This window comes from Acinetobacter sp. NEB149, assembly GCF_012516415.1.
Lineage (GTDB): Bacteria > Pseudomonadota > Gammaproteobacteria > Pseudomonadales > Moraxellaceae > Acinetobacter > Acinetobacter lwoffii_V.
This window is the reverse complement of record NZ_CP051208.1, coordinates 1,137,491-1,161,196: the sequence shown is the minus strand read 5'-3', so window position 1 is coordinate 1,161,196 and position 23,706 is coordinate 1,137,491. Positions and strand designations below refer to the sequence as shown.

The following is a 23,706-nucleotide window of genomic DNA, read 5'->3' as shown; positions in this document are numbered from 1 at the left end:
GAGATGAATGCAGATTGGTAATTAAAGTGATAGATAGTTTTAAAATTGCTTAGGCTATTTAAAGCAATTGAAATAAAAATCCGGGAATTTTAAATCCCCGGATTTTTATATTTTAGATAAAGAAATCTATTGCGATGAACTTAATTGAAAATTAATTATTTCTCTTAATAACAGGTTTTAATAAAAACTTTATCCCCTTAATTCAATTTGCGTACGTTGTTCCAATCCTTGTACCGCAGCGGAAAAATCCAGCTGGCTGGCCTGAGGTCTGGCAATCTGCTGAAACTGTTGTTGCACCAAAGACATCACTGATAAATCCAGTTGCTGCTGTTGCGCCAGTTCTAAAGCAATACCAATATCTTTCTGCAATAAATCCAGCGCAAAGGTTTTATGAAACTCACGGCTCAGTACACGCTGCGCCATGATATTTTCCGACATGCTACTTTTACCACTGGAATGATTAATACAGTTCAACGCACTGCTTAAGTCAACTCCCTGCCCTTTCAGTACAGTTAAGCCTTCAGCCAGCGCCCATAAATGGGTCGCCATCAAAGTATTGTTAATGGCTTTCACTGCAAAACCGGAACCACTTTCTCCCACATATTCAATCAACCCAGCAAAAGCAGCAATGACCGGTTTGGCTTGCGTAAAGGCAGATTCACTTCCTCCCACCATCACGGTTAAAGTGCCTTTTTCTGCCCCAACAGTCTGACCAGATACCGGAGCATCCAGGTAATAGCTTCCCTGTTGCTCCAATCGATTTGCCAGTTTTTGGGCCGATTCTGGTACACCGCTGGTACAATCAATCCAGATTGCACCCGGTTTAGGTGGATGTGCAGCAATTAGCTTCTCTACATCCTGACTGGTCGGCAAGCAAGAAAAAATAAAATCTGCCTGAACCGCCTGTTCAATACCCACTGCCTGAGTCCTGAAAGATTGAGCATGATCTAGCGCTTTCTGTTCAGTCCGGTTCCAGACCCAAACCGGATGTCCGAGTTTTGGCAAATGGGAGGCCATATGCCAGCCCATTGCCCCAAGTCCTAAAAATGCAACTGTATGACTCAAAAAATACTCCTTATATTAAGCGACTGGCTTAACCTCAACTTCTGTTGCGGTCGATGCAGGTTCAGGCAATTCTTTATCTTCACCACGATTTAGGAACAGGTTCAACAAAATCGCAGCCAAAGTCGCAGTACCGATACCACCCAAATCGAAACCACCAATCTGCAAGCTATAATTACCTGTCCCCATAATCAGACACACCGCACCAATAATCAGGGTACTGTTCTTGGTAAAATCAACATGGTTATCCACCCAGATTTTGGCACCCGCCACAGTAATCAACCCGAAGACCACAATTGATGCGCCACCCAATAAAGCTACTGGAATGGTACTGATCACCGCACCAAATTTAGGTGAAAGTCCCAGCAAAATAGCGAAGATCCCGGCAAAAATAAATACGGTGGTGGCGTACACTTTGGTCACTGCCATCACACCGATATTTTCAGCATAAGTGGTCATCCCGGTACCGCCGACAGAAGCGGATAATGAAGTACAAACCCCATCTGCAAAGAAACCGCGTCCCATATACGGCGACAGATTTTTACCAGTCATTGCGGATACCGCTTTAAAGTGCCCAAGATTTTCTGCAACCAGAATAATGGCCACTGGTGCAATCATCAGCATGGCATTCATTTCAAAGACCGGACTCTGGAAATTCGGCAAACCAAACCATGCTGCTTCACTGACTTTGGTAAAATCAATCGCAGATCCGAAACCCATGACGTTTGTGAAAAGGAAGTAAATCAGATAGGAAGATAACAAGCCCAATAACAGCAACAGACGGCGTACCATTCCTCGGGTAAACACAGCAATCACACTGATACAGATAATGGTGATTAATGCCATCCACGAATCAAACTGGTTCGCTGAAACACTCTTAATTGCGACTGGCGCCAGGTTCAAACCAATGATCATCACAATCACGCCTGTCACTACTGGCGGCATCAGTTTTTCAATCCAGTTGGTACCGGTTTTCATGACCAGCAGACCAATCAAGGCATAGACAATACCGCAAGCAATGGTACCGCCAAGCGCCAGTCCGATATTAGGATTCGCACCAACTCCGGAATAACCTGTAACTGCGACGACCGCACCAATAAAGGCAAAGCTGGATCCCAGATAACTAGGCAATCGACCGCCCGTGATCAGGAAAAATAAAATGGTCCCAATCCCGGTAATGAAAATCGTGAGATTGGGATCAAACCCCATTAATAAGGGTGCCAGCACGGTTGCGCCAAACATGGCAAACACATGCTGCAACCCGAGAATAATACTTTTTCCAGCAGGCAGATATTCATCTGTTTGCACGGGTGTGGTATCGAGATTGCCTTGGTAAGGCTTAAATTTTGGAAACCACGTTTCTTTTTCTTGCATCGGCTTCCCCTCCTTGATTAGGATTGAATTGAATTAGCACATTTTGTGTGGCTCACAGTAAGAACGGTTGAAGTACATCAGCGCATTGCCTTGACTCTGGCACATGGCTTTCACCTCACAGAACAGCACGTCATGACTGCCTACGGATAAACATTGGACCACCTCGCAGTCAAAACTGACTAAGGCATCTTCAAGTACAGGCGACTGGGTCACCAAAGTTTTCCAGTTCCCCTGACTGAAACGCTCTGCCATTGGTGTTTTTCCACCAAACAGATTGGAAAGATTTTGTTGATGTGATGCCAGGGTATTCACACACAACACCTGATTCTTTTTAAAGGTTTCATAGACTGACGCAGAACGGTTCAGGCACACCAGTAACGTTGGTGGTGTATCCGTCACGCTACATACGGCCGAAGCGGTAAATCCAGCCATTCCTGCATCGCCTTGCGTGGTAATGACATTCACTGCAGCACCTAGATTAGACATGCCCTGACGGAAAATCTGCTGATCGACCTGGGTAAAGATGTCACCCGATGCGTTAGTCACCAAAACCTTATTTAATGCTTTATTTTCTGCAACTGTCTCTGTGATGATTTTAGATAGTTTGGCATTCATGCTGTTCTCCCTACCCCAAGTCGATGTTCAGTTTCAGACCTGGGGCATCTAGTAATGAGATTGAATCAGGTGGATCGGCTTATACATGGGCAATCGAAGCAATTTCGACTAGCGCATCAGGTTTGACCAAACCTGTCTGTACGCAATACCGTGCCGGCTTATCTCCCGGGAAATACTCAGCATAAACTGTATTAATCGCAGCATAATCTGCCCAGTCTTTGACAAAGACATGGTTAAACGTTACGTCATCCATGCTGCCATCGGCTTCTTCAATCACACGCTTGATAGTTTCCAGAATATGACGGGTCTGTGCTGCGGCATCACCGACATGCACCACATTATTATTTTCATCAAAAGCTAATGTACCGGATACATACACAATATTGTCTGCCTTGGTTGCCGGTACATAAGGTGCTAATGGTTTCGATGTTCCTGCTGGAATAATGATTTCTTTAGGCATACTATTTTTTCCTTAATTCTGATCTTTAATTCTTTATGCGCTTACAGCTGATTTAGTTTCTTTTAGTAACTCACTTTCTTTTTGAAAGGTATCTACAAAATTTGCAGTATCTGACACCCAACCAAAGAAGGTCTTGATGTTATACAGGCTGGCTTCGTGGGCTTCGACTGGCCCGGCCTGATGGCAGGCATCCGCCAGCGCCACGCCGAAATATTCCAGAAAGAAACCATCACGCAGGGTCGATTCCACACAAACATTAGTGGCAATTCCCACAAACACCAGATTGCGAATACCACGCACACGCAACATGCTGTCCAGTGCAGTATTAAAGAAACCGCTATAGCGAGGTTTTTCAATGACCAGATCTTGTGGCAGTGGCTGTAATTCATCAATCAGTTCAAAATCCCAACTACCTTTGGCCAATAACTGTCCCTGTAATTCAGGATGTTTACGCATGGTCTTTAAGGCATTGGATTTATGGAAATTTGGAGAGTCCTTACCACCCGCTTCCTTATATTCTGCATCCCAGCCATTTTTAAAATAGATGACCTGAATACTGGCCGCATGCGCAGCATCGACTGCTTTTTTTATATTTTCGACCACGGGTTTGGTTTTTGAGATATCAAAACCAGCCAGATCCAGATAGCCACCCTGCGAGGTATAGGCATTCTGCATGTCGATCACAATCAGGGCAGTCTGTTCAGGTGCAAGGCAGATTGCTTCAGGCTCAGCTTTAAGCGATTTTCCGGTACCGAGTTTTTCAGTAAAACCGGCCCTTACCCCTAATTCACTCATGCGCTTTTCTCCAGTACAGGTGCTTCACCCTCAATCACAATATGGTCACGGCATTTCATCAATGGCTGGATTTTCTGACCGAAATCTTCTACACCCTGAACGAAATCATCAAAGGTCAGCAACACACCTTCAGTGCCCTTGATCTCGCCAATTTCATCCAACATTCGTGCCACATTTTCATAAGAACCTACCAAGGTTCCCATATTGATATTCACTGGAGATACGCTAGACGCCATTTGACGGATATTGGTATCTGCACCGGAAGTCGTGTCTTTCCCGCCCTGATTCATCAACCAGTTAATCGCTTCCATATCTGCGCCATCGTTATAGTGTTGCCATTTCACTTGAGCTTCTTCATCAGTTTCTGCCGCGATGACCATAAACAGCACATAAGTCTGTACATCACGACCCGTCACATCTGTTTTTTCTTTTAGGCGATCATTAATTTCTGCATAAGCGGTCGGTGTATTCAGCCCTTTACCAAACACGAAGTTGTAGTCAGCATATTGCGCAGAAAACTCCAGACCGGCATCAGACTGACCAGCACAGATGATTTTCATGTCTGCTTGCGGGCGAGGGCTGACACGACAGTCTTCCATCTGGAAATGTTCGCCTTTAAAGTCTGATTTTCCAGTTGCCCAGAGCTCACGCAGGATCTGTACATATTCAGACAGATATTCATAGCGCTTGCCAAAATACTCATTGCCTGGCCACATGCCCATCTGGGTGTATTCAGGTGGCTGCCAGCCGGTCACCACATTCAGACCGAAACGGCCATTAGAAATAGAATCAATGGTAGATGCCATACGTGCCACAATTGCCGGTGGCATGACCAAAGTGGCTGCCGTTGCATAAATTTGAATTTTGCTGGTCACCGCTGCGAGACCCGCCATCAGGGTAAAAGTTTCCAGGTTATGTTCCCAGAATTCGGTCTTGCCACCAAAGCCACGCAGCTTGATCATGGAAAGTGCGAAATCGAAACCATAGTGTTCAGCACGCTGCACGATTTGTTTGTTTAACTCAAAAGTCGGCATGTACTGTGGTGCATTTTCAGAGAGTAACCAGCCGTTATTTCCAATTGGACAGAAGACACCTATTTTCATTTTCACACCTCATTATTTTTAACCAATATTCAAAATCCTGTTGCCAATTCAGGTTTTTTATTTATGCTCAAAATATTGCAAAGCGCGTGCCAATTTATTTTATTTATTTATTTTTAAATACTTAATATTTATATTTTTGAATTTTTAGTAAAATAATGACTTTCACCCCTGAATCAATTTTGCTCATCGTGTTTCATTCAGGTGCATTAAAATTGATCATCATCGCTTTTAGGAAGAATCAGATTTTGAGTAAAAACCATAAAAATAATTCATTAGAAAAAATAAAAAGCCAGAAACAGGTTCTGGCTTGAGCAAACAAAGTTACTTGCTGAAAATATCAGGCTGATTTTAAAAATTGCAGTATGCTTTGGTTGATCTGGGCGGTTTCAGTCACTGTAGAAGCATGCGCTCCTGTTGCAAACAGACTGAGCTGACTATGCGGCAATAATTGCTGAAGTTGTTGCGAGCGTTGATAAGGCACCAAAAAATCATCTTGATTGGCAATCAGATGTACAAGAACATCTTTGAGCGCCTGCTGATGTGCCTCCTCTAGCTTAAAAGCCTGCACTGCCTGTATACGAGCTAAGACATTTTGAATTGGCGGAAAGTCCAGTAGCTGTTTATTTTCTGCTTCTGTTAACGGGTCAAGATGTGTCGAGATCCAGTGTGGAGGATACAGAAATAAAGCTTGTGCCCGCACATAAGCCTCGGCTCCGCTATTCAACAATAATGATGTGCGTGCCTGAAAACATTTTTGGGTATGTGAATCCAGTTCTCCCCAGGCATTCAACATAGTCAGGCTGAATAACTTAAACGCTTTATCAACCTGATAAGTCGCAAGCTGCATGCCGATATGCCCACCCAATGCATGACCAATAAAATGAAATTCACGGATATCCTGATTGATCAATAAATCCAGAATCTGTCGGGCCATATGATCTACGCAATAAGGTATTGACAACAGTTCAGAATCCGAATGACAACCTTCCTGATCATAGGTCACCACATGAAAATCTTGCTGCAAAACCTCAATTTGTGGATTCCAGAAACTTGCATGTCCACCTAAACCAGAAGAAAGCACTATATAAGGCGCATCGGCCCGTGCTGCAGGATAAATAAATAAAGACATAAAATTCTCATAGTTTCGCTATGAGATGAGTGCAGCAAAATACATGCCTGAACAGAACTGCTTTTGAACAATTGTTAAAATTATAGCCAGTACACATTAAAGCTGTAATAAAATTCCTGTACTTCAAAGCGCACGTTATAACCCAGATCTGTTAACTCGGCAGACAAGGCACGGATATCTTCCAAAGGCAGATGTTTGGGAAAAACTGTCAGTACCGCTGTATTGCCTTGCCGGGCATTATCTTCAATCAGTTGCGCCAGACGTGGCTTATACATTTCAATATTCAGGTTAGCAACATTAGATAAAATTTTGGCCTGATCTGCCGTCATAAAATTCATTTTTATTTTCTCTTTTAATGTTATTTCACTAAGCTAAATGATTTATAAAACGCTTAATATTTCACTTTTGTATCAGAACATGCTGAAAGAAAGTATAAAAAAAATCCCTCATCATGAGGGATTTTTTTAATCAAACTTATTGGCCTGGCAGAGGAATATATTGTGAAGCACTGTCTTGTGCCTTACGTTCAGTCACCACAACCTCTAGGATCATGGTTTTTCCTGCCCGCTCAATTTCAATCTGAATGGTACTGTTTGGCTTTTGCAAGGCCACAAAATTAATCAGATGTGAGGCAGAACTAATCTCTTCCTCATTTACTTTCATAATCTTATCGCCACGCTGGATTCCAGCCTTGGCAGCAGGTCCATCCGGTAGCACTTCTGCGACCGTCACACCTTTTTCTTTGGGTTGCAGGACATCATCACGCTCTGCAGGTAATAAGCTGATCCCTAACCAGCCACGAACCACACGGCCATCTTTCAAAATGGCATTCATCACCTGCTGACAAATTTTGGCCGGAATGGCAAAACCAATCCCCAGCGAACCACCAGACTGCGAGAAAATTGCGGTATTGACGCCAATTAAATTACCGGCGACATCAATCAGTGCACCGCCCGAGTTACCTGGATTAATCGCAGCATCGGTCTGCACAAAGTCTTCATAGGTATTAATGCCCAAGTCTGAACGGCCCGTTGCCGAGATAATCCCCTGCGTCACGGTTTGCCCGACACCAAAAGGATTACCAATGGCCAAAACCACATCACCGACTTCATTGCCACTGAGTTTAAATGGCAAAACTGGCAATTGCGTCAGTTCAATCTTGATCACGGCCAGATCGGTATCCGGATCAGTTCCGACCACCTTAGCTTCGGCACGACGGCCATCCTGCAAAGCCACCACAATCTGATCGGCCTGTGCAATCACGTGGTTATTGGTCAGGATATAACCGTCTGGACGTACAATTACACCCGAACCTAAACTATTTTCATTCGGGCTTTGTCCATACTGGTCAGGCAACTGATCGCCAAAGAATTCACGAAATACCGGATCGGTCAGTAAAGGATGCGCCTGTTGCTTGACTTTTTGGGTAGTAAAAATATTCACGACAGCGGGTGCTGCCACTTTTACAGCAGCACTATAGGAGACCACGCCTCCTGAGCGCGACGTATCAATCAACGGCTCTACTTTTTCAGCAGGCATTTTGACACCATCTGGCGCAACTGGTGCCTTTGGTTTTTGTAGTTGTTGCCACCCCAAAAAACCGATAATGACTAAAATCAGTAACACCCAGGGTAACCATGTAAAGGTGCGGCGCACGTTGCTATCCTCTAAAATATTTTAATTCGTTGATGACTAAGTAATTTGTGTCCTATTGTAATGCGAAATACATAACTAAACACAAAAAATTCCACAGAGATTTGTGCAGCTTTAGTTACAATTAGACCTATAGATAAATATGGGCAAGTTTTTAAACTTACAGGAATTTTATGGCGAATTTGAACGATATTATTCAATGGTGTGACCAAACTTTGGCAGCACGTGAATTTAAGGACTATGCACCGAATGGCTTGCAGATTGAAGGCAAATCCGAAGTGAATAAAATCCTCTGTGCCGTGACCGCCTCCCAGAGTGCAATTGAAGCTGCAATTGAGCAAGGCGCTGATCTATTGCTGGTTCATCATGGCTATTTCTGGAAAGGAGAAGCCTATCCGATTACGGGAATGCGTGGTAAACGCATTAAAACCCTGATTCAAAATGATATTTCACTGGTTGGCTATCACCTACCTTTAGACAGTCATCCAACTCTGGGAAATAATGCTGCCATTGCGGATTTATTAGAACTCGAAAATATCGAACAGCTGGATCCGAGTGAAAAACGTCCGATTGGCAATATTGGCTATTTAAAACAGCCAATGAGTCCGGAAGATTTTAAAAATTATGTTTCAGAAAAGCTGGGCTTTGATGCGATTCATCTGCCTGCAGACAAAACTCAAATCCATAAAGTCGGTTTCTGTACCGGCGGTGCGCAGGATTATATTCAAAAAGCGGCACTACAAGATTGTGATGCCTATATTTCAGGTGAAGTGAGCGAACGCACCTTTTATGAAGCTCAGGAACTGAATGTCCATTATTATGCCTGTGGCCATCATGCGACTGAAAAATACGGTGTGCAACGCTTGGCCAAGGCTATTTCAGAACAGTTTAATATTGAGTATGATTATTTCGAATTAAACAATCCGATTTAATTCGACTGACGGTTATGATCAGTGGCTTTATTCATATATTTTCAGGCTTTATTCTGTATTGTTATTTATACACGATGCCCATTTCTGCCCGATTATCTATTACAATAAAGCCACTTATTGTTAAAACCCAGCAAAATGCAAGGAATTGAAAACATGACAACCATTACTTTACCAGCATTACCTTACGGCTACGAAGATCTTGCTCCACACATCAGCAAGGAAACTTTAGAATACCATCACGACAAACACCACAATACGTATGTGGTTAACCTGAATAACCTGATCGCTGGTACTGAGCTTGAAGGCAAAACTCTAGAAGAAATTATTACAGCAACTGCTGGTGATGCTTCTAAAGCAGGTGTTTTCAATAACGCGGCTCAAGTTTGGAACCACACGTTCTACTGGAACTGTATGGCTAAAAACGGTGGCGGTAAAGCAACTGGTACTTTGGCTGCAAAAATTGACGAAGCTTTCGGTTCTTATGAAAAATTTGCTGAAGAATTTGCTGCTGCTGCAACTACTCAGTTTGGTTCAGGTTGGGCTTGGTTAGTGGCTGACGAAGTAAACGGTCAGCTTTCTATCATGAAAACTTCAAATGCTGATACGCCAATGGCGCACGGTAAAATTGCAGTGTTGACGATTGACGTTTGGGAACACGCTTACTACATCGATTTCCGTAATGCTCGTCCTAAGTACATCTCTACTTTCCTAGAAAGCCTAGTAAACTGGGATTATGCAAATGCGAAATATGCAGGTCAGCCTGCAGGTGTTGAGAAATAATTTTTTATTTCTTTGCTAAAAAAATCACCCATTTCGGGTGATTTTTTTATTTTTAGGCTCTAAATGAATATTTATGAAGCAAACAATTCATTTCTTTACATTAATTGATTGACGACCTGGTTATTCATCCCTAAAATGCCGATCAGATTCTCCAATAGCTCAGTCGGTAGAGCGACGGACTGTTAATCCGCAGGTCCCTGGTTCGAGCCCAGGTTGGAGAGCCATCTATTCTTCCATAGCTCAGTCGGTAGAGCGACGGACTGTTAATCCGCAGGTCCCTGGTTCGAGCCCAGGTGGAAGAGCCAAGATTCTAAAAAACCCACTCATTGCGAAGTGGGTTTTTTTATACCTGTGTTTTTAAAATTGAGATCATATTGATTTATATGCACGATCCACCGCTCATTTCTTATGATCCAGATCACTTATCAAAATTCAGGATGATCGCGATTTTGTTATTAGAACCGGTTTACATAAACATAACAGTTTGAACTACAAACCTTTTCGACTATTTTTAAAACACTTGATTCAATTTCTGCAGCTTTTTTCTAAAAGTGCCTTGACCCCTTTTCAAATCTCTCTATAATCGCTGTCAGATTCTCCAATAGCTCAGTCGGTAGAGCGACGGACTGTTAATCCGCAGGTCCCTGGTTCGAGCCCAGGTTGGAGAGCCAATCTATTCTCCCATAGCTCAGTCGGTAGAGCGACGGACTGTTAATCCGCAGGTCCCTGGTTCGAGCCCAGGTGGGAGAGCCAAGATTCTGAAGAAACCCACTCATTGCGAAGTGGGTTTTTTTATTCTCCCCTTTTGTGATCTGTGTTTAATTTGAGTCAGTTTATATTTTTTGTGATTGGCTGCCTGGCAACTTTTGCATTAGTTTGCCTGCTCTTGCCGCATCTCTTCACCCGTCAAAAGAAATTCTATCCAAAGCGCGTCATTACTGCTTTTGAAAGCAGGATGTTTACACGTCTGAAAGATGCCTTTCCCCATCATCACATTCTTGCACAAGTCGCATTTAGCGCTTTGATCACGCACGATCAGATGAAAATGCGTAATCAATTTAATCGTAAAGTTACAGACTTCGTAGTACTTGATCGTGAATATAATGTAGTGGCGATTGTCGAACTGGATGATCCGAGCCATATTGGCAAAGAGCAGGAAGATGCTGAACGTGATGCGATGCTGATTGCAGCAGGCTATACCGTGATTCGATACACTCAGATTCCAACTATCAGACAACTGCAAAGGGATTTAAAATAAATTAAGCTGCAATTTCGATATTTCTCGCTGCAGCTTGAATTGGATTAATCAAAGCCTCCTGCTCCGCTTTTAATTTCTCGGCAGCTTTTCATGCTTCAAAACCAACCTATCCTCGTCCAATTTAGCGTCTCATCACAAGCATTCTCAGTTAAACCTGCCTTTCTGCAGGACTAGGGTGATAAAGTTTAAATTATCGCTCTATAATCCTTTCGAAAACAAAATATAAGTCAGATGACCTGATTGGCCTGTTCCATTTCTGGCCATCATCACCTTGCTTATTTTTGGCGTTGTTTTTTTATTCAGTGATCGTTTATTTATGCAAAATTCTATTCGTATTGGTATCGCGGGTTACGGTAATCTTGGCCGCGGTGTTGAAACTGCCATCCAGAAAAATCCTGATATGCAGCTTGTCGGTATTTTTACTCGCCGCTCACCAAGCAGCGTCTCTCCTTGCTTTGCAGAAACTCAAGTGTATAGCATGGATGCACTATTAAATGAGTTTAGCGATAAAATTGATGTGCTGATTCTTTGTGGCGGCTCTAAAGATGACTTGCCACAACAGGCGCCTATCTTTGCAAGTAAATTCAATACTGTAGATAGTTTTGATACGCATGCACGTATTCCGGAATACTATGCTGCAGTCGATGCACCCGCCCTTGCTAACAAAAAAACAGCCATGATTTCTATTGGCTGGGATCCTGGCATGTTCTCGATTAACCGTTTATTTGGTGAAGCGCTATTACCAGATGGCGAAACTTATACCTTTTGGGGTAAAGGCTTAAGTCAAGGCCATTCAGATGCGATCCGCCGTGTACCGGGTGTAAAAGCCGGTGTGCAATATACTATTCCATCCACTGATGCTATTGAACAAGTCCGCAGTGGCGCACGACCTGAGTTAAGCACCAAAGATAAACATCATCGTGACTGTTATGTGGTCTTGGAACAAGGAGCTGATGCAGCAACAGTTGAACAAACCATCGTCAGCATGCCTGATTATTTTGCAGATTATAATACGACTGTGAATTTTATCAGTGAGGAAACTTTACTGAAAGATCACCAAGATATGCCACATGGCGGTTTTGTCATTCGTAGTGGTAATACCAGTGATGCACAAAAACAGGTGATTGAGTTTTCTTTAAAGCTGAATAGCAATCCAGAGTTTACTGCAAGTGTTCTAGTGGCTTATGCCCGTGCCTGCTACCGTCTGAATCAAACTCAGCAATATGGTGCCAAAACAGCCCTAGATGTAGCACCTGCCCTACTTTCAATTAAATCTTCAGAACAATTGCGCAAAGAATTGCTTTAAGATGATTTAAATATAGCCACCGATCGGATGATGGGTGGCTATATTTTTCCATTCTAGAATACGGCTTGCCTAATTACTAAGTATCGAATATCTACAGTCAAATCATCGTTTGCAGAAACCCATGCAACTATCTACTACACAGACATTTGCAGTATTAGACAAGTGCAAAGGGATTTTAGATAGATTAAGGTGCTGTAGCACTACTTTCAGACGCAGCTTGTGTTGAATTTGCCTTAGCATCCTGCTCTGCTTTAAGCTTTTCCGCAGCTTCTCGTGCTTCAATACGTGCAATCATATCTGCCTGCTGCTGCTTGTATTTTTCCTGATTTTTAGCATCACTATTCACTGCAAGAAATGCCATACTAATTAAAAATACCGGAATACAAAGTGCAAGCGTACCGAAGATCAATAGCTTTTTGATACTGCGGGGCTTTGGCTGCTCAGACATAACAAACCTGCTTTAATTTCGTCATTTAATTACACTGCCCAATATAACAAAATAAAGTCATAGCTCAAGCCTTATAGATTAGGCAATAACAAAAGCATCCTTATAGGACGCTTTTGTTATTAGCCGATAGACGGTTAGTACCAAAGAGCCAGAAAGATTCCAGCAAAGATTATCAATCCAGTCCAGCGGTTATGACGGAATGCCCAAAAACAAAGCTGTGGATCTTTATCCCGTGTTTTTAACCATTGGTAAATAAAATCAAGAGCGACAACAATTAATGCAGCTAGGCCAAATGGAAGCAATAAATTTTCTAGCCAAAGTGCTACAGCAATCAAAAGAATACTAATGGCCTGCAATGCACTAATGATCTGAATATCGTGTTGACCAAATAAGATCGCGGTTGATTTCACCCCAATCTTTAAATCGTATTCACGATCTGCAATTGCATATTGGGTATCATAGGCTACGGTCCAGGCCAGATTACCAAAATATAAAAGCCAGCAGGTTAAATCCGGCGTTTGCCCAACTGCGGTATAGGCCATCGGGATCGACCAGGAAAATGCCGCCCCCAGAAAGACTTGAGGCAAATGGGTATAGCGCTTCATAAAAGGATAAATAAACGCTAGAAATAAAGCCCCAAATGACCAGTAAAAAGTTTCGATTGGCAGAAAAAATAGCAGGCAGGCACTGGCAGCCACCAAAACCAGAAATACCATCACAGCTTCTTTGGCACTGATAATCCCAGTCGCTAGCGGACGGTTTTTAGTACGCTCCACATGTGCATCGACTTTACGGTCAGCAAAATCATTAATGGCACAACCTGCTGCCCGCATAAAAATCACACCCAAGATCATGGGAATCAATATTTCAATGCGTGGCATCCCCTGAGCTGCAATCCACAGCGCCCACATGGTAGGCCAAAAGACCAGTTCAGTGCCAATCGGTTTATCAAAACGACAAAGATAATAATAGGCGCTAAGACGCTCACGCCAGGTGATTGCTTGTGCGGTTGCCATAAAAATCAAGCCCGTGAATTTTGTATAAAGTGTTCAAATGCCGGTAAAAATGTTTCTTGTACGATAAATTTACAGCCGTGCCAAGTATAGCAGCTCTGACGGGTCCAACCCTCATCTAAAAGTACCACCCGACGCTGGCACACTGGATTGGTGCGCTGAAACAAAAACCAGCCAATCGGTTTGGTGCCAATATGCTGAAAAATTCTGGCTTTTTTTTGCAGGCTTAAAATCGGAAAGATGCTTTTGGCTTTCACCCAAGGAGATTGTTCCGAACCGTAGAGATAACTTTCACGCACCCAGGAAGTATGCTGAGGTGACATCTGCATCCATTTGGCATTGGCAAAGCTTAAACGCTGAAAATGCTCTTGAATTGGCTCAACATGAAATTGTCCTTGCGCCAAATCGGTCAGTTGTTGCGTAAGCGAGCCCGATGCATACAGCCAAGGTTTTAATTCAGCAGGCAGAGTTGGCAGCAACATACGCTGATTTTGATTTCTAGAACGACTATTCATTGTTAACAGTTATCTGTTTTTGCAATGATTTCATATTTGCCTTGCGGAGTTTTAATTAAAATAAAACCTTCAGCACTCAAATAAAATGATTCAGGATAAGCATAATCCAACGCCATTTCCGGATTTTTTAGCGCCACAAATTGAGCCTGCTTATAACCCTCAGGAGTTCGCCCCACCTCAAGATAAGTCACTTCAGAGAAATTCAGTTTAAAACCTTTGTCATGATCTTTTGGATCGATCCATGGATAAAAGCTGGTGTGCTTTTTACGTTGTGCCATTTAAGCCCATCAATCATTTAAAATTATAAATAGATGATACAAAAAAACCCGCGACATGCGCGGGTTTTCTTTGCTTTAATTCGTGATGAATTACAAGCTGTAGTACATATCAAATTCAACTGGGTGAGTAGTCGTGTTCAGACGACGAACTTCTTCAGTTTTAAGCTCGATGTAAGCATCAAGCATTTCTTTCGTGAACACGCCACCTTTTAATAGGTAATCATGATCCGCTTGAAGTGCTTCAAGCGCCATATCCAGGCTATGCGCCACTGTAGGGATTTTCGCTTCTTCTTCCGGTGGAAGATCGTACAAGTTCTTGTCAGCAGCTTCACCTGGATGGATCTTGTTTTGAATACCGTCAAGACCAGCCATCAACAATGCTGCGAAACCTAGGTACGGGTTCATCATTGGATCTGGGAAACGCGCTTCAATACGCTTGCCTTTCGGGCTAGACACGTAAGGAATACGAATAGATGCAGAACGGTTACGCGCTGAGTAAGCCAACATAATCGGTGCTTCGAAATGTGGAACCAAACGCTTATACGAGTTTGTAGAAGGGTTGGTGATCGCATTCAAAGAGCGGGCATGTTTAATTACACCACCGATGAAGTACAACGCCATTTCTGAAAGGCCTGCATATTCATCACCCGCAAACAGGTTTTTGCCGTCTTTAGAGATCGACATATGCACGTGCATACCAGAACCGTTATCGCCAACCATTGGTTTAGGCATAAAGGTTGCTGTTTTTGCATATTGATGTGCAACGTTCCAAACTGCATATTTGAACTGTTGTACTTCGTCCGCTTTACGCACCATAGTGTTGAAGCTCACACCAATTTCTAACTGGCAAGAAGCAACTTCGTGGTGATGTACTTCTACACGACCTGGACCCATGATGTCTTCGATACGCGCACACATGTCTGCACGCATGTCATGTGAAGAATCTACAGGAGGAACTGGGAAGTAACCGCCTTTTACGCGTGGACGGTGACCAGAGTTACCGCCTTCGTAGTCTTTGTTAGTTGACCAAGCAGCTTCTTCAGCGATCAATGTATGGCGCGCGCCAGACATGTCGATTTCCCATTTTACTTCGTCAAATACGAAGAATTCTGGTTCTGGACCAAAGAATGCAGTGTCACCGATACCGGTAGATTTCAAATATTCTTCTGCACGGCGCGCAATCGAACGTGGGTCACGATCATAACCTTGACCAGTTGATGGCTCGATTACGTCACAAGTTACAACAACTGTTGGCTCTGCAAAGAACGGGTCGATAAAACCTGTTGCCGCATCCGGACGTAAAATCATGTCCGATGCTTCGATGCCTTTCCAACCTGCAATTGAAGAACCGTCAAACATTTTGCCGTCTTCAAATGTATCTTCATCAATACTGTCTGCTGGGTAAGTGACGTGTTGCTCTTTACCCTTGGTATCAGTAAAGCGAAAATCGACCCATTTTGCGCCACTTTCTTGTATGAGTTGAAGGACCTTGTTCGCCATGCTCATTTTGCTCCGATGTTTTTGTTGCACCCGTGAAGTGCGTGTTAGCAGTTGATAGTTATTAAGCAATTACCGTACCAACTTTTAAAAGTATAGATAAAATCTTGAAATCTTTATAAGAAATCATGAAGTCACAAAAATACTTTGCGGCTATTATACTAGCTGCAAAACTAAATGCACTATATTCAAGCATTCTTCATTTATTTTATTTCAGCTTTATTTTTTAGCGCACCTAAATAGTGCATGTATCTATAAAAATGTATGCGAAACATATTTTTTTATAGCAAATATGCTGCTTTTTCTTACTTTTGTTAAGTTTTTACTTGTTTTTAGCTAAAAATTGAGCGTTTTTTAGTAGATGTCAGTAAAGAAAATTTTGCGATTGATTTGGGATTGTATGCCTATTATGAGGCATTTTCTTTAAATCTACTTTCAATAGAAAAGTTTATACAAAGCTTAATTATTCAAGTGATGTTTTTTTCATCAAACTTTTAGCCTCTCTTTGATCTCATTTTTTCACTTTTAAGTTTTACTCTAAAAAATAGTCATTTAAAACTTTCCATGAGTAAGCCTATTACTTTAAATCACGAAAAAAATTTTATTCAAATTTATAGAGGTTTTTTAAGCCAATAAATTGAGCGAAATTGTTGCGCCGAATGCGGCTATTTTTTGCTATGATGAAGCGTGCTTTATTTTCACACAATGAAATCAATGATTTAGTTGTGTTACACAAATGCTTGCAATAAGCGCGAATAAAGTACGATCTGGACAACTTTAGCACAGTCAAGTGCATTAATTTCAATAGGTTAAGCTCATGCTTTTAATGGTCGAGAATTATCATAATAATTAAATACTGTAAAATGCCATTAAATTAAAATCCCTATGTCTTTATTATCAATCGTTTCGGCTTAAATACCATAAAATAGAATTAAATTGTATTAATCGCTTTTGTGAGTAATATAGTGAGTAACAATATTTAATCTCTTGCGTTACTCACATGCTTAACGATACCAAGCTAAAAAAACTAAAACCAATAGAAAAGGCATACCGTATTGCTGATCAGGGTGGACTATGTATTGAGGTTCGCTCTACCGGTACAAAACTGTGGCGTGTGCGTTATCGGTATGCAGGAAAAGCCTCAATGATCAGTCTGGGTGAATACCCTATTGTAAGCTTGGCCGAGGCGCGTCAAAAGCAAGATGAAATCAAATCACTGCTTGCAAACAATATCGATCCAGCTGTGCATCGTCAGCAAGAAAAAGCCGCTATGCTCTGTGATGAAAATAGTTTTGAGGCGATTGCAAAAGAATATGCTGCGGATCGACTGAAGGACAAATCTCAAACCTATGTTGATGCTTTTCATCGGGCGATGGAAAAGGATATCTATAAAGTTATTGGCCACAAAAATATTAAAGATGTGACCTCTGCTGACGTTCTGAAGATTATGCAAAATACAGTAAAGCGTGTTAAGAGTCAGGATAATCGCGGCACTGGTGAAGTTACTGCAATTGAAAATAGGAAGAAAATTGGCTCTGTGATGAGATATGCCATTGCGACATTAAGAGCTGAGAATGATCCAACTTATGCGGTGCGTGAAGTCATTGCACGGCCTGATGTTGAACATGCAAGACCATTAAGTTTGGCTGAACGAAAGGTGTTTAGAGCGCGGATCGATAGTTATGGTGGTGCTGAGTCAACGGTCAATTCTATTTTATTTTTGTTCTATACCATGCTTCGCACAATTGAGGTGCGTCGACTGCAGTGGTCATTTATTGACTTCGAAGAAAGAACTATTACTTTTGAAAAACAAACCCGGGAGCAGCTTAAAAAAGGCATGCGACTAACTAAGAAGAATAGGACGCATGTAGTGCCAATGTCTGAACAGGTTTATCAACTTTTACTTAAGCAGAAGAAGCTCACTGGCCGCAAGAAGTATGTTTTTGAAGGTGTCTATAAGGGCGGGATGATGCCAGCCACTACAATCAATCGTGCACTGCAATACATCATGCAGAACGTCACGGCACATGATTTCCGCGCTACGGCATCCACCCTATTGAATGAGCTTGGTTATGATGAAAAGTGGATCGAGACTCAACTGGCTCACGCTGATGAGAATAAAACACGTGCATCGTATAACCATGCCAAGTATTTAGCAGATCGTAGAAAAATGATGCAGGACTGGGCTGATATTGTGGATGGATGGAGGGGGTAAATTGAAGTTAAGGTTTTTATATCAAAATTCCGACTAAGTTAAAGTCGATACCCTTAACTGTGAGCTTTATATTTATAGAAGAATTTAGAAATTTTTTAATAATGAGGAAATATAATGGAAAAGCCGCACATTTACTGCGATAGAAAAATTATTAAGTGTTCTGTTTGTGGAGCATGGGATGACTATAGTTTTAACGATACTCAGCACTTTTATCTTATTGCTGCTGCCGAAGGTAAGCAAACTCGTGGACTCTATTCTATAGAGAGTATTAGGTGTAAAGAGTGCAATAAAGTGGCTAGAAATAATCAAGACCCTTATTTTTATTATTGAGGAATTATTTATTAAAGTAAAAAACAAAGCCCTCATTTGAGGGCATTTATCTATTTTATTAGAATATTGTTCTCTAGTGAGTTATTCAGTCTTATTTAAGAACTTTCACAATAGCAGCATGACGCGCTTTGCAGTCGCTATATTTAGCTACTGTATCAATAGACCAGACCAAAACAACCTTACCCTGCCCTGATTCCAGTTTTTGCAAATCAGGGCAAGACTCAAGGAGGTTTACTGGCACCACTGGTGATAAGTGAGTTGAGTTGCTTCAGGCCATCATCATCAAAGCAATGGTTGAGATACACAGGACGATCAATGATCTTTTGCACTTCACGCGTAACTGTTTCGACTTGCACGTGCTGCTCTGATTTTGCTGCTTCATAATCCGCACTCATCTGGTTAATTTGATTTTGTTTATGGGTTAGAGCTTTGAGATGGTTTTGCTCTATTTTCTGAATTTTTATCGTGCACTGCTCACCAGCCTTGCGCAGCTTTCCGCTTAAGTGATTGGTGTAAGCAACTTGCCCTAGCCATAAAAAGAAAAAGACCGCAATTGCGATCCAGTGTTTATATTTCCATAATAGATTTAGAGTCATTTTAAAAATAACTCCATTTCAATTTTCCTGCGATTCACCAGACCTTGCAGGCGTTTGCCACGAGCATTTACCCATAAGCCAAATTGATCAGCTGCCGCCTTATAATTTTTCTCATTCAGCCTTTTGACCAAAGTGGATTCTTCAAATGCGGTAGGTCCAATGTTATAGGCCAATGAAACCAAGGCATCAAACTGATTCTGATTGATCGGAACATTGACTGCGCTATTGACGGTTTGCTCGAATTTTTTCAAGTCATGTTGCATGTAGCTTTTGGCTTGTTCCAGTGTGCAGGTATCCCCTTTTTTGACACGAATAGCATTTAGGTATTTTGTGGTGCCATAACCAATGGTCCATACCCCCACGCCATCATCGTAGGCATTGAGCCGTAGGCTTTCAAAATTACGGATCAGATCAATACCACTTGGGCTGATGCTCATTTCATCCGTAGCGATACCCAGCATACTGGTGACATCATCGTAAGCAGTTGCAATCAGTTTGTCAGCAGCATCAACCTGTTTCTGGGTGAGTTTGCCGCCGCTAATCTTTCGCAAGAAATCAAAAATATGTTTCATGGGTTGTCACCATCTTTATCCGTATTAAAAAATTTAGGACGTGCACCACCCTTACCCCAAATATAGAGTTGTCGGGTAAATAGTGCGAATAAAATACTTACTGTAGTGTAAAAAAGGGTTCCGGCCGGACTTGGCGAATACTCATCTTTAACAAAAAGTGCTGCCCCAAAAAGGATCGACAACACCAATAGAAAATCGATGTGTTTTGGGAGTTGAATTTTTGGATGAAATGCCATGATTGCAAATGAAACTATAAATAATACCAACGCTGTTTTACTTATGATTAGCAGCATCTTCATTCTCCTTTTTGACTAAACCAAGAACTCTTGATCGAGCCAAACTCAGCAATGCTTCAGCTGTACTCTTACCAGCAGCGCCCAGAATGAAACCAAATAGCTCTGGATAGTTACCACTAGCAAGAAATAAACTTGCCGGTTTAGCAAAGACCACACATAAAATGAAGCCAGCAAAGAATCCTATCCAGCGATCCCGAGTCGGCTCCTTGCTTAATAGAAAGCCAAAAGTCGCACCCAGCACACCCGTAAAAAGGATGTGTGAATGGTTCTTTATGCTTTCCAATACTTGACTAAGAAAGTCCATATACATCCCCTTTAGCCATACATCCCCCTAAATTATTGACATTAAAAAAGCACCCGAAGGTGCTGTTATTTTGTTGATCGTTAAACTTCTACTTGTGAATGCTGCCCTGTTGGTGCTGGCCGCAGGATCACTTGATTGGAAACAAATACTCTGGCACCCAGGTTATAAGCTGTGCCTGATGTACAAAGGACTGGACCAGATCCTCCATCGATCTGTACCCGATACTCTGGATGCCTCACTGATGTAATGGTGCCGATGTATTCGGCATGTATTGGATTAAGCAACTTCCGCAGTTCAAATAAGGGATTATTCACGGCTGATACGCTCCACTGTAATGGTTTCATTGACCTTTTCATGCGAAAAGCTACCTGATACCGAATCAATCACACCCCACCACTGGCCATTAAACGCAATCGTTTTTCCGGGTAGCATCTCACCAATATCGAAGCTTACCGGGATATCAGCGAAAGTATGTAATTCCTGAATGTTGGCTTTGACCAGTTCATTTTTACCGTAACTGGCACCTGACACGACGTTAAATAGTGGACCAGTGACTGCTTCTAACGGTATATCACCTGAAGTACCGCGTTGCTGTACTTTCAGACTTTCACCACTTCGACTATTCACTACCGTGATGGCATTGAAGTCAGCAATGTATTCATCATTCTGTTTAATGTTCTGCTGCATCACCAGGCTTTCAGATAACAAAATGTCGTAATCATCCACGGTCATCGCGTCCCAGTAGCCTTTCTGATACCGGGGTAAGATGCTTAGTGTATTACCTGCTTTCTGGCTATAGATAAAGCCACCGCCTGATTCAGCGACCTGCTTTATTGCATCGATTGGTGCAAGTTCGACATAGCTCAGGCTCTCCACCGGTATAATCCAGCCCAGTTCATCAATCAACTTCCAGTCCAGGTTGGTACCGCTATTCGCTCGATCCAGTTCAGCCTGAACTAGTTGTACAGAGGTTCGCTCGTTATCCTGGATAAATGAACGTGTTGGTCCATATTTATCCGAGTTTAGAGCTGTGATACTTCTCCCTGGGTAAGTGTAGAGAACACTGGCAAAACGCCGGGTCTCCTCTGGATCTTCAAGCAAAATATGATGCTCAAATCCATTGATCGTAACTTTAAGGATAACAGGCTGACCATTGATTGGTTGTAGCTTGTCTTTTTCCGTATGAGCCACGGTAATGGAATAGGTCCAGCACCATTGCGACCGACTGGTGCTATAGGTGCCATCCATGACTTTGATTTTCTCGCCGGTATCCAATCGCTCGGCTGTTAATGTATTCACGATATACCACCAGTTCCTTTTTGGCAGTGCTGGAATACAGTCATCTGCACCAAAATTTAAAACAACGTTGTGCGAATCAACGTCATGACATAAGCAGATAAAATTTAAATCACCAGTGCCCTCATATTTAGGCGTTTCAGGCTTTGGCCAAGGCTGAACCGGATGCTTGCGATAATGAATCGCTTTGGCTTTATCCCAGGGCAAATCTGACTTGGTGATAATCTCAAGGCTCTTATCCCATTCAAATGAAAAGCGATGCTCAAACACCTGGGCTACTTCATGTGAATAAGTAAAAGTCTTACGCCGACGGATCATTTCCTGCCAGACTGTTTCACGGTTGTGGCGCAGCTTGATCGTTTCATCATGCAGGTAGCGCTGATGGATAAAACGCTTATCGCCTTCCTCCCAAATCACATACGCATCCGAACTTAAACCGGTCGCTTGCTCATGAATGGATCTAATCGCCCGAGTTAATGATCCTGCCTGCTCATGCCAAATATCCACTTGATTAGAAACCACCAAACCCTGGTCATAAAAAAGAGCCTCATTCGAGACCCTTAATACTGGTTTGGCCCATGGTATTTCTGTACTACTTAAGGCTGCAATCGCTTTCTGGTAGCGCATAGCCGATGTGGCTGCAGCAGCCGAACCAGTAGCCAACTGAGTTTTTGCAGTAGCTACTGTTCTTGTTGCTGCTGCATTCGCAATTTGCGCCTGTGTATTAGCTACAACTGCTGTGGTTTCTTGTGCAATCGCTGTAGAGGCAGCTCTGATTCCAGCCGCCTTGTCTAAGAACATCATGCCGATATTAAGGGCCTTATAAGCCACAAAGGCTTGACCAGCAAGCATCAAAGTTGAGACAATTGTATCTAGGTTTTCAGCGACAAATTTAATAGCCTCCGCAACTTTAGCACTTGCTCCGGTTGCAGCATCCGCCTCACCAATATAGACCGTCCATGCTGTTTTTAAGTTTTCAATTGATGCGCCGATGGTTGTTGGGAATTTAGCGAATTCTGCACTAATTACTTCCGATTGGCTTAATAAAGCCTTGGTGACTACATCCGTGGTAAGCTGACCTTCCCCGGCCATCTCACGAAGTTTACCGGTAGTAACTCCTAAACCATCTGCTAAAGCTTGGGTTAAACGTGGCGACTGCTCCATCATGGAGTTGAATTCATCACCACGGAGGACACCCGAACCGAGTGCTTGGTTTAACTGGGTGATAGCGGCTTCATTTGCTGCGGCTGATCCGCCGCCAACTTGAGTTGCTTTGTTAATGGTTTCAGTTAATGCGAGCGCCTGTTCTTGAGGCCATTTCATTTCTTGACCAATCTTGGTCAGTCGAGCATAAAGATCACCGGTTGCGGTTAAGTTGGAGTTGGTATTAATGGCAACATTTTTAACATCATCCATGGCTTTTTGTAGGTTGCCATGCTCACCGATTGCAATAGATAAGCGACCAGATAGGTTTTTATATTCATCAGCAGTCTGTGCAATCTCCATTGCTGTGGTGCCAATACCAAGTGCTGCTAAAGCGCCAGTTAAAGCATTAAAGCCAGTTTTTAAACCCTGTAACTCTCCTGATACACCTTTTGAAGATTGTTCAGTTTGCTGTAGTTCCTGTGAAGTTGCCTCTAATTCTTTATCAAGTTGCTTTACTTGTTGGGCGGTTTCTTGTGACTGAGTACCGAGCTGATCTACTTCTTTGGTTGCACTGTTTGTATCACCTACAACACTGGCTGATCCATTCTTAAGTGCTGCAAATACATCCTTTGCTGCTTTTTCTGACTGATGCATATTGGAGACAAATGCCTTGGTGTCAGCATCCATCACCAGTTTAAAAGTTAAATTCTTACCAGACATACGGGCCTCTAAA

At 42.4% G+C, this 23,706-nt stretch carries 25 protein-coding genes and 4 tRNA genes; 9 read left to right on the top strand and 20 right to left on the bottom strand.

The genetic code is table 11. The features are described 5' to 3' along the window. Positions 1-189: 189 nt before the first annotated feature. The 9 genes from HGD77_RS05535 to HGD77_RS05495 all read right to left on the bottom strand — a co-directional run bounded on the left by HGD77_RS05535 (position 190) and on the right by HGD77_RS05495 (position 8,194). Positions 190-1,029 carry an NAD(P)-dependent oxidoreductase gene (locus tag HGD77_RS05535; protein WP_004646497.1) on the bottom strand — a complete coding sequence of 280 codons (840 nt, stop codon included), beginning with the start codon at positions 1,027-1,029 and terminating at the stop codon, positions 190-192. 51 nt (positions 1,030-1,080) lie between these two features. Then, positions 1,081-2,436, bottom strand: coding sequence for a pyrimidine utilization transport protein G (rutG, locus tag HGD77_RS05530; RefSeq protein WP_168730740.1), 1,356 nt, complete (start codon positions 2,434-2,436; stop codon positions 1,081-1,083). 33 nt (positions 2,437-2,469) lie between these two features. Then, on the bottom strand, positions 2,470-3,051 hold the full coding sequence (rutF, locus tag HGD77_RS05525; protein WP_168730739.1) for an NADH-dependent FMN reductase RutF: 582 nt from the start codon (positions 3,049-3,051) through the stop codon (positions 2,470-2,472). 79 nt (positions 3,052-3,130) lie between these two features. Further along, on the bottom strand, positions 3,131-3,511 hold the full coding sequence (gene rutC, locus HGD77_RS05520) for a pyrimidine utilization protein C (RefSeq protein WP_168730738.1): 381 nt from the start codon (positions 3,509-3,511) through the stop codon (positions 3,131-3,133). Positions 3,512-3,544: 33 nt separating this feature from the next. Then, complete coding sequence (gene rutB, locus HGD77_RS05515; protein ID WP_168730737.1) at positions 3,545-4,306, bottom strand: pyrimidine utilization protein B; 762 nt, start codon at positions 4,304-4,306, stop codon at positions 3,545-3,547. Next, on the bottom strand, positions 4,303-5,409 hold the full coding sequence (rutA, locus tag HGD77_RS05510) for a pyrimidine utilization protein A (RefSeq protein WP_005107412.1): 1,107 nt from the start codon (positions 5,407-5,409) through the stop codon (positions 4,303-4,305). Before rutA ends, rutB begins: the two co-directional genes overlap by 4 nt. A 337-nt stretch (positions 5,410-5,746) precedes the next feature. Next, complete coding sequence (gene rutD / locus HGD77_RS05505) at positions 5,747-6,538, bottom strand: pyrimidine utilization protein D (RefSeq protein ID WP_168730736.1); 792 nt, start codon at positions 6,536-6,538, stop codon at positions 5,747-5,749. Positions 6,539-6,618: 80 nt separating this feature from the next. Continuing rightward, a complete protein-coding gene (locus HGD77_RS05500; RefSeq protein WP_004730148.1) occupies positions 6,619-6,876 on the bottom strand; it encodes a hypothetical protein in 258 nt (85 codons plus the stop codon). A gap of 136 nt (positions 6,877-7,012) precedes the next feature. Beyond that, a complete protein-coding gene (locus tag HGD77_RS05495; protein ID WP_004646487.1) occupies positions 7,013-8,194 on the bottom strand; it encodes a S1C family serine protease in 1,182 nt (393 codons plus the stop codon). 170 nt (positions 8,195-8,364) lie between these two features. Here HGD77_RS05495 and HGD77_RS05490 point away from each other — a divergent pair, with 170 nt between their 5' ends. The 8 genes from HGD77_RS05490 (at position 8,365) to HGD77_RS05455 (ending at position 12,467) form a co-directional block, all read left to right on the top strand. Beyond that, positions 8,365-9,123 (top strand): Nif3-like dinuclear metal center hexameric protein, encoded by a 759-nt coding sequence (locus HGD77_RS05490; protein WP_168730735.1) that lies wholly within the window; start codon positions 8,365-8,367, stop codon positions 9,121-9,123. Positions 9,124-9,276: 153 nt separating this feature from the next. After that, positions 9,277-9,903: a superoxide dismutase gene (locus HGD77_RS05485; protein WP_004646486.1), complete on the top strand. Its 627-nt coding sequence runs from the start codon at positions 9,277-9,279 to the stop codon at positions 9,901-9,903. A gap of 148 nt (positions 9,904-10,051) precedes the next feature. Next, positions 10,052-10,127, top strand: a tRNA-Asn gene (locus HGD77_RS05480). A 5-nt stretch (positions 10,128-10,132) separates the two neighbouring features. Continuing rightward, positions 10,133-10,208 (top strand) — tRNA-Asn (locus HGD77_RS05475). Positions 10,209-10,498: 290 nt separating this feature from the next. Beyond that, positions 10,499-10,574 (top strand) — tRNA-Asn (locus HGD77_RS05470). A 6-nt stretch (positions 10,575-10,580) separates the two neighbouring features. Continuing rightward, positions 10,581-10,656: transfer RNA gene (locus tag HGD77_RS05465), tRNA-Asn, on the top strand. Between the two features lie 61 nt (positions 10,657-10,717). Further along, the gene (locus HGD77_RS05460; RefSeq protein ID WP_168730734.1) at positions 10,718-11,161 is read left to right on the top strand and encodes a DUF2726 domain-containing protein; all 444 of its coding nucleotides are present in this window, start codon (positions 10,718-10,720) and stop codon (positions 11,159-11,161) included. A gap of 316 nt (positions 11,162-11,477) precedes the next feature. Next, a complete protein-coding gene (locus tag HGD77_RS05455; RefSeq protein ID WP_004279649.1) occupies positions 11,478-12,467 on the top strand; it encodes a diaminopimelate dehydrogenase in 990 nt (329 codons plus the stop codon). Between the two features lie 184 nt (positions 12,468-12,651). Here HGD77_RS05455 and HGD77_RS05450 read toward each other — a convergent pair whose 3' ends face one another. From HGD77_RS05450 to glnA, 5 genes are all read right to left on the bottom strand, one after another. After that, complete coding sequence (locus HGD77_RS05450; RefSeq protein WP_168730733.1) at positions 12,652-12,915, bottom strand: hypothetical protein; 264 nt, start codon at positions 12,913-12,915, stop codon at positions 12,652-12,654. A 134-nt stretch (positions 12,916-13,049) separates the two neighbouring features. After that, positions 13,050-13,931: a 4-hydroxybenzoate octaprenyltransferase gene (ubiA, locus tag HGD77_RS05445; protein ID WP_168730732.1), complete on the bottom strand. Its 882-nt coding sequence runs from the start codon at positions 13,929-13,931 to the stop codon at positions 13,050-13,052. A 5-nt stretch (positions 13,932-13,936) separates the two neighbouring features. Beyond that, positions 13,937-14,443, bottom strand: coding sequence for a chorismate--pyruvate lyase family protein (locus HGD77_RS05440; protein ID WP_168730731.1), 507 nt, complete (start codon positions 14,441-14,443; stop codon positions 13,937-13,939). A gap of 2 nt (positions 14,444-14,445) precedes the next feature. After that, positions 14,446-14,721: a hypothetical protein gene (locus HGD77_RS05435; RefSeq protein ID WP_153566626.1), complete on the bottom strand. Its 276-nt coding sequence runs from the start codon at positions 14,719-14,721 to the stop codon at positions 14,446-14,448. A gap of 90 nt (positions 14,722-14,811) precedes the next feature. Then, entirely contained in the window at positions 14,812-16,227 is a 1,416-nt protein-coding gene (gene glnA / locus HGD77_RS05430) for a type I glutamate--ammonia ligase (protein ID WP_004279641.1), read from the bottom strand. Between the two features lie 991 nt (positions 16,228-17,218). Here glnA and HGD77_RS05425 point away from each other — a divergent pair. Next, entirely contained in the window at positions 17,219-18,433 is a 1,215-nt protein-coding gene (locus tag HGD77_RS05425) for a tyrosine-type recombinase/integrase (RefSeq protein WP_004279640.1), read from the top strand. 551 nt (positions 18,434-18,984) lie between these two features. Here the strand turns inward: HGD77_RS05425 and HGD77_RS05415 are convergent. From HGD77_RS05415 to HGD77_RS05390, 6 genes are all read right to left on the bottom strand, one after another. Beyond that, the gene (locus HGD77_RS05415; RefSeq protein WP_138743276.1) at positions 18,985-19,359 is read right to left on the bottom strand and encodes a hypothetical protein; all 375 of its coding nucleotides are present in this window, start codon (positions 19,357-19,359) and stop codon (positions 18,985-18,987) included. Further along, positions 19,356-19,931 carry a lysozyme gene (locus HGD77_RS05410; protein ID WP_004279635.1) on the bottom strand — a complete coding sequence of 192 codons (576 nt, stop codon included), beginning with the start codon at positions 19,929-19,931 and terminating at the stop codon, positions 19,356-19,358. The genes HGD77_RS05415 and HGD77_RS05410 overlap by 4 nt, the downstream gene beginning before the upstream one ends. Further along, positions 19,928-20,224, bottom strand: coding sequence for a hypothetical protein (locus HGD77_RS05405; protein WP_004279633.1), 297 nt, complete (start codon positions 20,222-20,224; stop codon positions 19,928-19,930). Before HGD77_RS05405 ends, HGD77_RS05410 begins: the two co-directional genes overlap by 4 nt. After that, positions 20,205-20,531, bottom strand: a complete 327-nt coding sequence (locus tag HGD77_RS05400) for a hypothetical protein (RefSeq protein WP_004646469.1) — start codon at positions 20,529-20,531, stop codon at positions 20,205-20,207. Before HGD77_RS05400 ends, HGD77_RS05405 begins: the two co-directional genes overlap by 20 nt. Positions 20,532-20,611: 80 nt before the next feature. Next, the gene (locus HGD77_RS16970) at positions 20,612-20,845 is read right to left on the bottom strand and encodes a hypothetical protein (RefSeq protein WP_005266965.1); all 234 of its coding nucleotides are present in this window, start codon (positions 20,843-20,845) and stop codon (positions 20,612-20,614) included. Next, a complete protein-coding gene (locus HGD77_RS05390) occupies positions 20,838-23,693 on the bottom strand; it encodes a tape measure protein (protein WP_004279630.1) in 2,856 nt (951 codons plus the stop codon). The genes HGD77_RS16970 and HGD77_RS05390 overlap by 8 nt, the downstream gene beginning before the upstream one ends. Positions 23,694-23,706: the final 13 nt, after the last annotated feature.